Here is a 12,274-nt window from a genome sequence, read left to right on the forward strand (position 1 = left end):
ACTTCCCGCTGTGGTTTTTCTGTATTACGTTCCGCAACTCATTCCCACGCCGTTTTTAACCCGGACAATATCAGCAATAATTGCCAGCGCGATTTCAGCGGGGGTTTTACTGCCGATAGCCAGGCCAACCGGACCGCGAATTCGCGCCATCTGAGCTTCGTCCAGGTCGGCAATTTTCCTCAGCCTTTCCAGACGTTTTTCACTGTTTCGCCGCGAACCCAGCGCCCCGATGTAAAAAGCCGGAGTCCGGCAGGCCTCCATCAGTGTCAGATCGTCAATGCGCGCATCATGGGTCAGGCACAGTACCGCACTGTTCGGGCTGCAACCGTGCCGCTCAAGATAGCGGGCGGGGAAATCCGCCAGGGTTTTTTGCGGGCCGAATGCCGTCCGCAGCGCGTCACGGTGTTCGCAGATCAGCACGGTGAAACCTACCGCGCGGGCAAATTCGATGCAGTACTCCGCCACCGGCGACAGCCCGGCAATAATCACCTGCACCGGCGGAGCCAGCCGCAGGCGAAGCGTCGCGCCCTGAAGGTGGACAACGGGACCAGGGCGCGGGTGTGGGCAGGGGGTGAGAATCGCGGGTTCGCCGGGTGCCAGCGTTTTTTCCTGCGGGAACTCACCGCGCAGGGCCAGCAGCATGCGGTGCAGATAATCTAACGTTTCGGCGGTGGCAGGCAGATATTCCACCAGTACCTCCAGGCTACCGCCGCAGGGGAGTGAAATCTCAGGGATATCGCTTCCCGCCCCGTATCGCATGAGCTGGCTGGGGTTGCGATATGCGCCCTGCGCCAGCCGCTGCATAAAATGTTCTTCAATGCAGCCGCCGGAGAGCGATCCGCACGACGTATTCGTCTGGCTGACCGCCATCAGCGCACCAGGGGAGCGCGGTGACGATCCCCACGTGTCTAGCACGGTACACAACCAAAGATCCCGGTGCTGTCCGGCCTCGCTCAGCGCAAACTCCAGCACTCTGATATCCGGTGAATGCATGTTCATTGCTCTCGTTGCCAGTCGGCCGGCACGTCAACGTCCCACACGCAGCCGGGATCGCTGACGTCAATCAGCAGGGGGGGATGCCGCGCTAAAATGGTGTGTGCGCCTTCATCGCCCTTCAGCGCCAGCAAAGAGTGGCGCAACGTTCGATCAAAGCCAACCGGATGCCCCGGCTGATTTTGCCACATCGGACGCACGGTATCGGCAAACTGAAGCGCCTGAAAGACCCGCATCACCGTATTCTGCTGTAGCCACGGCATATCGGCCAGCATCACCAGCCAGCCGGTCCACCAGGGTCGGTTGGCCACGCCTGCGGCAATCGAACTGCCTAAACCGCGACTGGCCAGCAGCGTGACCGCGCAGTGGTAGCGGCGGGCGAGGGCGATCAATTCGCGGTCTTCCGGCCGCAGAACCACATTGACCTGGCCGCCTGCTACGGTGGTCGCCAGATGCAGATTACGCTCCAGTAAGGAGAGCGGGTTACCGTCGGCGGGGGTGGTCTGAAGTTTGTGCTGACCGCTCAGTTGGCGATAGCGGCTGCTTAAGCCCGCCGCCATCAGCAGTATCCCGGTGCTGGCAATCACGATTTATCCTCCGTTTGCTGGCGAATCTGCTCAATACGCTTCTGCAGGTCCGGCCACGAAGCGCGCTGGGCCAGGTCGGTACGCAGATAATTCAGCAAAACGGCTATCTGCTGATTGTTCAGCTGATAACGAAATCCCGGCATACTGCCCAACTCTGGGGTCGCCGGATTCTGGATGCCATCCAGCACTATACGGATCAGATTATCGGGACTGTCGCTATACAGATTGCTGTTCAGCATCAGCGAAGGGCGCACGCCGTAGAGTTTCGGACCGGTATTCTGCGCGTGGCAGGCCATGCAGGACCCCGCAAACTGGCGGGCTCCCGGTGAGTTTGCCAGCATCATTTGCTGCTCGGCCTGAATGCTGACTTCTTTTCCGTGGTCCGGCCACGGCGGCTGGAAGCTGGCAAGCCAGGTGGCTATCGCCTTCAGATCGTCTTCCGGCAGCTGCGACAGTCCTTCAGCAATCACCGGAGCCATCGGTCCGGCGGCCACCCCGTGAGACGAGGCAAAGCCCGTACGCATAAATTGCATCAGCTGCTGATGGTTCCATGCGATGGGAGCGGGAGAGTGGGAATTCAGGGCCGGGACGCTCCAGCCGTCGACAATGCCGCCGCTGAGATGGTGGCTGCCGTCTTTTTCTGCCCCCGCCAGATTCCGCGGTGAATGGCAGGCACTACAGTGGCCAAGGCTTTCACCCAGATAAGCACCCCGGTTCCACTCCTCACTTTGCTGCGGGTTTACTGGAAACGGTCCGGGGGTAAGAAAAAGCCAGTTCCAGGCGAACATTCCCTGGCGAACATTGAAGGGGAAGTGCAGCTCAGTCTTTGGCGGACGATAACTTACGGCTGGCTGAACCATCAACCAGGCGTAAAGATCCTGCAAATCGTCATCACGGGTGAGGGTAAATGAGGTGTAGGGGAACGCCGGATAGAGGTAATGCCCCTCGCGGTTAATGCCGTAACGCATTGCACGTTTAAACGCGGGGTAGGACCAGCTGCCAATGCCGGTAGCGACATCCGGCGTAATATTACTGCTGTAAATAGTACCGAACTGCGTGTTAAACGCCATTCCTCCTGCATCGACCTGGCCACCCGCACGGGTATGGCAAACCTTACAGTCTCCCAGTGCGGCCAGCGTTTTTCCGCGTGCAATTTGCTCGGCGCTAAACTGGCTGGCCTGCGGTGGCGCAACCGGTGCGATCTCAGGCTGCAGACTAAATACCAGCAGCACCGCACCGGCGGCCAGAACCAGGGCCGACAGCGAAAGTGCTTTTTTTTTCCAGCGGTTCATTTTTTTGCTCCCTGTAAAACCTGTAGTACCCGCTCCGGAGTAAACGGAGGAGCACGGAATCGCCTTCCTGTGGCGTCAAATAGCGCATTGGCAATGGCCGCGGCGCCGGGAACGGAGGCGGATTCTCCTGCTCCCATCGCGGGCTGTTCGGGATAATCCATCAGCTGGATTTCCACCCCCGGAAGTTCATCAAAACGCAGCAGCGGATAGCTTCCCCATTCCACGGAGGTGGTGCCGCGATCGTCAAAGGTGACGGTTTCTTTTAACACCCGACTACAGCACTGGATAATATTGCCGTGCACCTGATGGCGAACACCGGCCGGATTGACCATTTGCCCGCAGTCGTGCGTAACAAACACCTTATCAATTCGCACTTCTCCGGTGCGGCTGTTTATGGTCAGATCGCAGACCCACGCGGCCCAGGCCGCACCGAAGCCGGGAAACTTGCTGTGGAAATAACGCGCCCAGGCGAATCCGCGCCCGTGCAGGAGTTCTCCCTGCTGCTGATGGCGATGAGCCGGTCCTTCCTGCCAGCCTGACAGTTTTTTCACCTCATTAATCAGGGCGATCGCGCGTTCATCCTCTATCAAAGGCAGGCGGAATGCGATGGGGTCCTGTCCGGCGAGGAAAGCCACCTCATCCATCCAGCTCTCGTGAGCAAACACGTTAGGCAGGGCCGACACGCCGCGCATCCATGAGGCACGTACCAGCGGTGCGGCATCTTCACAAACCACCCGCATCTGCGGGAAGCTGTACTGTGGAATAGCGGAGCGGTCGCCCATGGTTTGCACGTCGGGTTTGTTGTCGACCTTGCGTGTGAGCAGCAGCGGCAGGGTTGTGGCGTTATTGGAGGGATAGCAGGTATGCAGCTCGTAGCAGGATACCTTCAGCACCTCGTCCAGCCCGCCGCGCACGCGCATCAGCTGTCCGCTGCCTTTGGGTTCCCAGGCGGCTTCCTGTTCGCGCATCAGCTGTACGCGAACCGGATAGCCGGTCGCCTGCGACAGCAGGGCGGCATCTGCCGAGACATCATCTGCACAGTTGCGGCCATAGCATCCCGAGGCTTCCATCCGTTTTACCTCAATCCAGCGGGTATCCATTTCCAGCAATAGCGACAGATCGCGGCGCAGATCGTGCGGATTCTGCGTGCCGGACCAGATCACCGCCTGGCTGGCAGTGACATTAGCCACCGCGCACGAAGGCCCGATAGAACCATGCATCTGGTATGGCCAGACGTAATCGGCATCAACGTTGATGTGTCGCTCGTTCAGGGCTGTATCAACCCCGATATCCTCACGCAATATACGCGGCGTTTTTTTGCAGTCAGTCAGGGCCATCGCCAGATTTTCAGGATCGAGCGCCGGTACCTTCGCCCAGGGCTGCCACGTGACTTTCAGCGTACGCATGGCGGCGATGGCCTGCTCTTCGCGGCGGGCAACGATACCAACGAAATCATGCTTAACCACGATTTTGACGATGCCCCGCAGATGAGCGATGGAGCTTTCATCCACGGAAATCAGGCTGTGGCCCAGTGGGGCGCTGCTGTCGGTTCCCGGATAAGGGGGACGGATAACGCGGCCATGTAACATGCCGGGCAGGCGTAAATCGTGAACCCAGCTCAGCCCGCCGGTAACTTTGGCCGGAATATCCACGCGGGCGACCGGCTGACCGACATAGCGCGGATTCGCTGTATGTAATGGTGTATTGGGATTGAGAGGCTGATGATCGTCTTTATTAGTAGCAAGTTGAGCGTAGCTCAATCGTCGGGTCGGGTTACGACTATCAATAACCCATCCTGCTTGCGTTTGTAGCTGTGCCGTGGGGGCGTTCATTGCCGTTGCGGCCAGTTGAATCAGCTGAAGACGAAGCTGGCTGGCGGCTTTTCGCAGCGGAATGGCCGTCACCTGGAGCGTGGAACTGGCGATCGTCGGTCCCTGATCGGGGGTAAGCGAAGTATCTCCAAGGATCATCGTCACCGCGCTGAACTCCACGTCCAGCGCATCGGCCACGTACTGGGCCAGCGCAGTGCGTACGCCGGTCCCCAGATCGACATGGCCGTTAAATGCGGTCACGCTGCCGTCGGCAGAAAGCGCAATAAAGCTGTCTAACTGGCCCACAGAACGTTCACTGACAGGAAAAACGGCATCGGTCAGGCCGGATGCCAGTACGGAGTGCGGCAGCATGGCGCTGACGCTGAGAATACCACCGGCCTGCAGCAGCTGGCGTCGGGTAAGGGCGAACTGGTTCATGGCTGCTGGCCTCCGGCAATAATCTCCCGTGCTTTTTCCGCCGCGCGCAGTATTTCCAAATGCGTGCCGCAGCGGCAGAGATTAAACGCCAGCTCGCTTTTTATCTGCTGTTCAGACGCATCAGGCTGGCGGGTAAACAGCGCAACCAGGGTCATAATCATGCCGTTGGTACAGTAGCCGCATTGTGCGGCCTGTTCATCAACAAATCCCTGCTGAACCGGGTGCAGCTGCGTTCCTTCAGCCAGGCCTTCCAGCGTGACGATTGACTTACCTGCCGCGCTGGCGGCGGGAATACTACAGGAACGCGCGGCGAGACCGTCGATATGAATGGTACAGGCGCCACATTCACCAATGCCGCAGCCGTACTTTGGGCCATTCAACTGGAAATCATTTCGTAGAATATAAAGCAGGGGGGTATCAGACAGCGCATCGTCGATCTCGACGTGCTTGCCGTTAAGCGTGAAGTGCATAGCTGAATCGTCCGTTGATGGTCAGGCACGTCCATCATAAAAGCGCCTGCCCTGAAATAATAAAAACCATGAAATAAGCATGGGTTTTAAAATTTTAGGCGATAATTGTGCCTGTTGTTAAGCGTATTTCCCGGTAAGCGCACGATTACATAAAGCGTGGGGTTATCGCAGCATTTTCCCCTTCAGCAGTTTACGCACCCAGTAGCGATTGGGATTGGTTGCGGCCAGCGTGGCGTGGTCCAGCGGTATCGGCTCGCCGCACATCTGCGCGGCAAGCACCTCTGCCGCCAGCGGGCCGCTGCACAGGCCGCGAGAACCCAGCGCCCCCAGCACAAAGACCCCCTCGTGCACCGGGGATGGTTCGGCCTGCTCCGGATGTTGTGAAAGCTGCGCATACTGCGCAACCAGCCGATCGTAGTCTGGCAGCGCCCCAATGAGCGGCAGATGATCGCGCGAGGCGCAGCGTACGCCGCAGCGTGCGGACTTCGTGCTGGTATCAATCTCTTTCGCCCACTGCGCCTGCGGCAGGCAACGCAGCAGGCGTTCACGGTTTTCCCGCTGATCCTCATCGCGATAATCAGTATTGCTGTCGCCGCGGCGGTAGCTGGCCCCGATGCAGTGCTGCTGGTACTGCGGACTGACCGGTGTCAGGTAACCGTCATAGCACAATACCTGCTTCAGGGCCGCCAGTCCGCTGCCGCCGGTGACGTGGCTGACCTGGCCGCCTACGGCATAAACCGGCAGTTTTTCGCTCTGAGCGAGATCGGCAATACGGTGGCCGTTGCACAGCACGACGTTGCGATGCTGCACGGGTTCCTGCTGGCGGAAGCTCAGTTGCCACCCCTCCTGCTGGCGGTTTAATCCGATCAGCTCGCACTGCCACTGCACTGTCATTCCCTGTTCGCAGGCCTGACGGATCAGTCCGGCGGTCAGTTCGGCGGGGGAAAGCCAGCCGCCCGCAGGATAGGTAATGCCGCCGCAGTCGGTTGCCACACCGGTAATGTGCTGAACCTCTGCGGCACCCACTGCACGAGCGATATCCGGCGGCAGGTTCATGCTCAGCATATTGGCAATCTTATCCTGGCTTTTTTGATCCCAGCCGAGCTGGGTTACGCCACACCAGTCGTGCTCGAAAGGAACGTCCAGCGCATCGTACATACGCCGCGCAAAGGTAAAGGCGGCGGGGAAGAACGTCGCCAGCGCCGGATCGTGATGGGTCAGTAAAGGATAGAGTGCCCCCTGACGATTGCCGGAAGCCCCTTCGGCGGGCGCGGATGCTTCACTGTAGAGCGTGACGCGCTTACCGCGACGCAGCAGCGCAAGGGCCAGCAGTGCGCTGGCAACACCGCCGCCAATCAGGGCGATATCGTCGCCGCTGGCCGCAGGGCGGGCATACCACGGCGCCTGCATGGGTAACTCAATGGCAGCGGGCAGATGGCCGACCAGCATCTCACGCTTTTGTCCGTAGCCTTTGCGCTTGCTGACGCTAAACCCTGCTGCCAGCAGCCCGCGGCGGACGAATCCGGCGCAGGTAAAGGTAGCCAGCGTTGCGCCAGGACGGGCCAGCCGCGCCATGCAGGCGAACAGCGCATCGGTCCACATATCCGGGTTTTTCGACGGCGCGAAGCCGTCCAGGAACCAGGCGTCGACCTGCTGGTTCAGCGTGTCATCAAAAGTGTGAATAAGCTGGTTAATATCGCCAAACCACAGGTCCAGGGTAACTCGCCCGCCGTCCAACAACAGGCGATGGCAGCCCGCCAGCGCGGAAGGCCACTGTTCACGCAGGGCGCGTGCCCAGGGTTCCAGCTCCGGCCAGCTGGCGTGCGCGGCGGCTAAATCGTCAGGATTAAGCGGGAATTTCTCACAGCTGATGAAATGCAGCCGCTGGAGCGGGGCATCGGGCTGCTGTTGACGGAAGCGATCGAACGCCTGCCACAGGGTGAGAAAATTTAAGCCGGTGCCAAACCCGGTTTCGGCGACGATAAACAGATCGCGCGGATGCTGAGCAAAACGATCGGGCAGGCCGTTGCCGTCCAGGAAGACATATTCGGTCTCTTTCAGACCATTCTGGTTGGAGAAATAGACGTCATCAAACGCTCGGGATACAGGTGTACCCTGTTCGTTCCAGCTTAGCGCAGCATACTCAATTGGGGCGGTTTTCACGGCAAAGGCTCATTGCTCAGGCGGTGGCGGGATTCTAACTATGTGAGCCAGGCTACGCAAATTTACACAGGGAAAACGCTGATCGGACTTGTTCGGCGTACATCTGTAAGCTAGAGTGCGTGTCGAATCCTAATAATAGAGAAGTAGAAGAGGTATTGAATGAAACGTGCTGTGATTACTGGCCTTGGAATCGTATCCAGTATCGGTAACAACCAGGAAGAAGTTCTGGCGTCATTACGCGAAGGACGTTCCGGTATTACCTTCTCGCAGGAGCTGAAAGATTCGGGCATGCGTAGTCACGTCTGGGGTAACGTCAAACTGTCTAAGGACGATATCTCCGCGCGTATCGATCGCAAAATGCTGCGCTTTATGAGCGACGCTTCTATCTATGCTTTCCTGGCTATGCAGGATGCCGTAAAGGATTCCGGCCTGACTGTAGAGCAGTATCAGAATAATCCACGCGTGGGTCTGGTTGCCGGTTCCGGCGGCGGTTCCCCGTTCTATCAGGCGGCCAGCGTTGACGGTATGCGCGCGAAAGGCCTGCGCGGTGTCGGTCCTTACATGGTGACCAAAGCCATGGCTTCCGGCGTTTCTGCCTGCCTGGCGACCCCGTTCAAAATTCACGGCGTGAACTACTCGATCAGCTCCGCCTGTGCGACCTCTGCCCACTGCATCGGTAATGCGGTTGAGCAGATCCAGCTGGGCAAGCAGGACATCGTGTTTGCCGGCGGCGGCGAAGAGCTGTGCTGGGAAATGTCCTGTGAGTTTGACGCCATGGGCGCACTCTCTACCAAATACAACGAAACCCCGGAAAAAGCCTCCCGTACCTACGATACCAGCCGTGACGGCTTCGTTATCGCTGGCGGCGGCGGCATGGTCGTGGTTGAAGAGCTGGAGCACGCGCTGGCGCGTGGCGCTCACATCTATGCTGAAATCGTCGGCTACGGTGCGACCTCTGACGGTGCGGACATGGTTGCGCCATCGGGCGAAGGCGCAATGCGCTGCATGCGTATGGCAATGGAAGGCGTGGATACGCCGGTTGATTACCTCAACACTCACGGCACCTCTACTCCGGTAGGCGACGTGAAAGAGCTGGGCGCAATCCGTGCGGTCTTCCCGGACAAAACCCCGGCGATGTCGGCGACCAAAGCGATGACCGGCCACTCTCTGGGTGCCGCAGGCGTGCAGGAAGCTATCTACTCGCTGCTGATGCTGGAACACGGCTTTATCGCGCCAAGTATCAACATCGACGAACTGGACCCGGCGGCTGAAGGCCTGGATATCATCACCAAGCCAACCGAGCGTGAACTGACCACCGTCATGTCCAACAGCTTCGGTTTCGGCGGCACCAACGCCACCCTGGTGATGCGCAAGCTGAAGTAAGTTTTTAGCGGGGGTGAGCTCTCACCCCCGTTCACTCAATCCTCGACCTTGCTGTTTCCCTTCCCGCCGTCATCAGGCGTCTGATACCAGTACCAGCCGTCAAACGGGGTCATTAGCGTGTCACCCACTACCGACAGCGGCAGATCGAGCGCGCACAGCGCCGAATCAAAAAAGCAGTGATAATCCTGCTGCGTGCCTGAATAGAATGAGTTTCTCTGATAGTTTTCCGGGGTTCTGCTGTCCATGGTGGCGCAGCCGGCGAGGGCCGTCAGGCAAATCATCAGCGTGAGCATCCGTAACATAGTTGGTTCCCTGTGTGCGATGGGCGTAAACAACTTACGGAGGATCGCAAAAAGGGTTTGGGCGATACGTGCGGATAACGTTTATCTGCGGGGGGAGCGTCCGGCGTCAACCACTTACTTCTGACGCCATCGCGGGGTTACTTGAGCATAAAATCGTACTGCAGATTCATCTTGATATCGTAATAGTCCAGCCGATCGCCAAAAGCACTGCCGTTGCGATGTTCCCGGGCTTTGTTCAGCACCAGCAGCGCCTTCGCGCCCTTGAACAGCCCGTCCTGTGGCTGATAGCCAAACAGTAGATTGGTACTCAGCCCGTTAATGGTCACCCGGTGGCGGGTATCCTCATAGCCGTGGGTCAGAATCGGGGCGATGCCGACAAACGTATCACCCGGCAGATTCAGCGTGCCGCCAAGCTGTACCGACCACATATCGCTGTGGTTGCGGTCGATGCTTAAATCGAACGGATAGCCCAAATCGGTATCAATACCGCTCAGCCCGTTGGGTTTATTACCGGTTTTACCCACGCCAAACGAGAGTCGACCGCGCGGTACGATATAACTCAACTGCCCGCTCATCACCCACGCATTATCCGGTCCGTCATAGCCCGCGCTGGTGCCGTTAAGCCGGGCATAAAACGCCATAAATTCGGGCTTGATCGTCGCCTGTCCGTCGCCCGCCAGCGGGAAGCACCGCGCGGCTTTGGTCATCACCTGCGCCGCCACGTCCTCCTGCCAGGAAACGGCCAGCCCGGCGTTATCGCACTGGTGCTGCCAGGCCAGCGCGGCGATATACTGTGGCCGGAGCGTGTCGTGGCGATAGGTTGCCGGGTTAACCGGTCCGGTTTTGTGTACTCCTTCCGCCACGTCGGGATAGGTATAAATCCCGTGGCGATACATGGCATAAATATCCAGCTCATCATCGACCCGATATTGCATTAATACCGCATCGGATAATGTCGGCACCGTTCGTTGCGACGACGAATTAATAATTAACAGATCCTTGCCGCCGGTATAGGCACTGTCGGTGACCATCCGTCCGGCTTTAATATACAGCTGCTCGGAAACTTTAAATTTCAACGCGGCGGTATAGCGATTAAAACTGTCCGTGCCGTTAAGATACCAGCGTGAACTCCAGTTATTTCGTGCGCCCAGCTTATATACGTAAAAATCCCCGATATCCACGCCCAGCCGATCCTGAAAATAACGGCTGTTATATTCCAGCGCCGCTCCCTGCACCCAGGCGTAAATATCCCGCCCGCTGCCTGCACTGGGTTTGTCTGCCCGGCGCAGTTCGTTTCTCAAACGCAGTCTTACCTCATCATCATCCTGCTGATTAAATGAGGATGCATACAGTGGCCAGCTGCAGAGCAGCACGCAGCCGCCGATCAGCGTATTTCTCGCTATCAGTGTCATCATTATTCACCCCGAATGGGTTATTATTCTGTTCTGCGGCGGTAGACCTGGTTTTCTTCCAGTGTCTCTAAGAATTCCTGGCTATTTTTCTTGCGCTGTTCAATCTCAATTAATATCTGCTGATAGCGTTTTTCAGTCAGCGGATAAAAGACCATCCCGATAAAAGCCAGCAGCATAAAGAGCGCGGGGATAACCGCCACCGACAGTTTAATGCCCATCACCGCTTCCGCCGTTTGCGGCTGGTTAGAAACATAGCCGAACGACACGAGAATAAACGCGGGCAGGGAGCCGCCCAGCGCCTGGCCGCATTTGCGGGTGAAGGAGAACAGCGAGTAGGTTAAGCCTTCAATGCGCACCCCGGTGCGATATTCGCCGTATTCCACGGTATCCGCCTCCAGCGCCCACATCACCGTCATGCACAGGCTGGCACCAAAAGACGCGCAGGCAAACAGGGCAAAAGCGACGTACGGCGATGCAGAGAGGAAAAAGAACAGCGTGAGATAGCTGCAGGCGGCAATCCCCGAGCCGAGCAGGAAGGTCGATTTTTTCCCGATGCGCCTGACCAGCCGTGGCACCAGCGGGGCGGCCAGTACCGCGCCGAGGAAGGTTTGAATAAAAATCAGCACGCTGAAGTAGCTCATATCGTTGAGGATATAGCGCACGTAGTACAGCCCGGCGGCACTGAGCGAGAAGGTGCCGGTCAGAGTGGCTATCGCCACCAGGCACAGAATAATCAGCGGGCGATTGCTCTTCAGCGTGCGCAGACTGATGCGCAGCGACGGCTGCTCGACCGTGCGGGTGATGTTCTCCCGCGTGCTGGCAAAGCACATCCAGTAGAGACCCACGCCGACCACCGCCAGAATCGCCGTATACAGCGTGTAGGTGGACTGCGACTCACCGTGTCCGCCGCCGATAGCCGGGGAGATGACGAAGGCCAGCAGCGTATAGGTAAACGAGGCCATAATCGTGCGGGCAGCCCCCAGCCTGGCGCGCTCCTCCGGGTTCTGGGTCATGGCGGTGGAAAGCGATCCGTAGGGAATATTCACCAGTGAATAGCAGACTCCGAGTCCCATATAGGTCAGATAGATATAGAAAATCTTCTGTCCGTCGCTTAAAAATGACGGCACGGAAAACACCAGGATGCTGAAGATCATCAGTGGCACTGCGCCGAAAAGAATAAACGGCCGGAATTTTCCCCAGCGGCTGCGGGTGCTGTCCACCACTCTGCCCACCACCACATCAGCGACGGCATCGAAAATACGCACCACCAGCAGCATGGTTCCGGCGACGGCCGCATGAATACCGGCGGTATCGGTGTAATAGTTCAGTAAAAACATCGCGCCCATAGCAAAGGCGAAGTTGTTAGCAACGTCGCCTAAGCCATAGCCCACAATATTTTTCCATGTGAGGCTATTTTTCATCG

General features: G+C 58.2%; 10 protein-coding genes. 1 reads left to right on the top strand and 9 read right to left on the bottom strand.

Translation table 11 applies throughout. The annotated features are described in order from the left end of the window. Nucleotides 1-24 precede the first annotated feature (24 nt). The 6 genes from OMR58_RS05730 to mnmC all read right to left on the bottom strand — a co-directional run bounded on the left by OMR58_RS05730 (nucleotide 25) and on the right by mnmC (nucleotide 7,754). Nucleotides 25-999 carry an XdhC family protein gene (locus OMR58_RS05730; RefSeq protein WP_347710564.1) on the bottom strand — a complete coding sequence of 325 codons (975 nt, stop codon included), beginning with the start codon at nucleotides 997-999 and terminating at the stop codon, nucleotides 25-27. After that, nucleotides 996-1,580, bottom strand: a complete 585-nt coding sequence (locus OMR58_RS05735) for a nucleotidyltransferase family protein (RefSeq protein WP_205066316.1) — start codon at nucleotides 1,578-1,580, stop codon at nucleotides 996-998. The genes OMR58_RS05730 and OMR58_RS05735 overlap by 4 nt, the downstream gene beginning before the upstream one ends. Next, nucleotides 1,577-2,872, bottom strand: coding sequence for a c-type cytochrome (locus tag OMR58_RS05740; RefSeq protein ID WP_264545436.1), 1,296 nt, complete (start codon nucleotides 2,870-2,872; stop codon nucleotides 1,577-1,579). Before OMR58_RS05740 ends, OMR58_RS05735 begins: the two co-directional genes overlap by 4 nt. Continuing rightward, nucleotides 2,869-5,121 carry a xanthine dehydrogenase family protein molybdopterin-binding subunit gene (locus OMR58_RS05745; protein WP_264545437.1) on the bottom strand — a complete coding sequence of 751 codons (2,253 nt, stop codon included), beginning with the start codon at nucleotides 5,119-5,121 and terminating at the stop codon, nucleotides 2,869-2,871. Before OMR58_RS05745 ends, OMR58_RS05740 begins: the two co-directional genes overlap by 4 nt. Beyond that, entirely contained in the window at nucleotides 5,118-5,591 is a 474-nt protein-coding gene (locus OMR58_RS05750; RefSeq protein WP_264545438.1) for a (2Fe-2S)-binding protein, read from the bottom strand. Before OMR58_RS05750 ends, OMR58_RS05745 begins: the two co-directional genes overlap by 4 nt. Before the next feature lie 162 nt (nucleotides 5,592-5,753). Beyond that, nucleotides 5,754-7,754 (bottom strand): bifunctional tRNA (5-methylaminomethyl-2-thiouridine)(34)-methyltransferase MnmD/FAD-dependent 5-carboxymethylaminomethyl-2-thiouridine(34) oxidoreductase MnmC, encoded by a 2,001-nt coding sequence (mnmC, locus tag OMR58_RS05755; RefSeq protein ID WP_264545439.1) that lies wholly within the window; start codon nucleotides 7,752-7,754, stop codon nucleotides 5,754-5,756. A 159-nt stretch (nucleotides 7,755-7,913) separates the two neighbouring features. Between mnmC and fabB the strand changes: the two genes are divergently transcribed. After that, complete coding sequence (fabB, locus tag OMR58_RS05760) at nucleotides 7,914-9,137, top strand: beta-ketoacyl-ACP synthase I (protein ID WP_200562972.1); 1,224 nt, start codon at nucleotides 7,914-7,916, stop codon at nucleotides 9,135-9,137. Nucleotides 9,138-9,172: 35 nt separating this feature from the next. Here the strand turns inward: fabB and OMR58_RS05765 are convergent, their stop codons facing one another. The 3 genes from OMR58_RS05765 to uidB form a co-directional block, all read right to left on the bottom strand. Then, nucleotides 9,173-9,439, bottom strand: coding sequence for a YceK/YidQ family lipoprotein (locus OMR58_RS05765; protein WP_264545440.1), 267 nt, complete (start codon nucleotides 9,437-9,439; stop codon nucleotides 9,173-9,175). 137 nt (nucleotides 9,440-9,576) lie between these two features. Beyond that, on the bottom strand, nucleotides 9,577-10,854 hold the full coding sequence (locus tag OMR58_RS05770) for a glucuronide uptake porin UidC (protein WP_264545441.1): 1,278 nt from the start codon (nucleotides 10,852-10,854) through the stop codon (nucleotides 9,577-9,579). 20 nt (nucleotides 10,855-10,874) lie between these two features. Then, nucleotides 10,875-12,272 carry a glucuronide transporter gene (uidB, locus tag OMR58_RS05775; RefSeq protein ID WP_105591219.1) on the bottom strand — a complete coding sequence of 466 codons (1,398 nt, stop codon included), beginning with the start codon at nucleotides 12,270-12,272 and terminating at the stop codon, nucleotides 10,875-10,877. Between the last annotated feature and the right edge of the window lie 2 nt (nucleotides 12,273-12,274).

It is taken from the genome of Erwinia sp. INIA01, assembly GCF_025947915.1.
GTDB classification, from domain to species: Bacteria; Pseudomonadota; Gammaproteobacteria; order Enterobacterales; family Enterobacteriaceae; genus Erwinia; species Erwinia coffeiphila.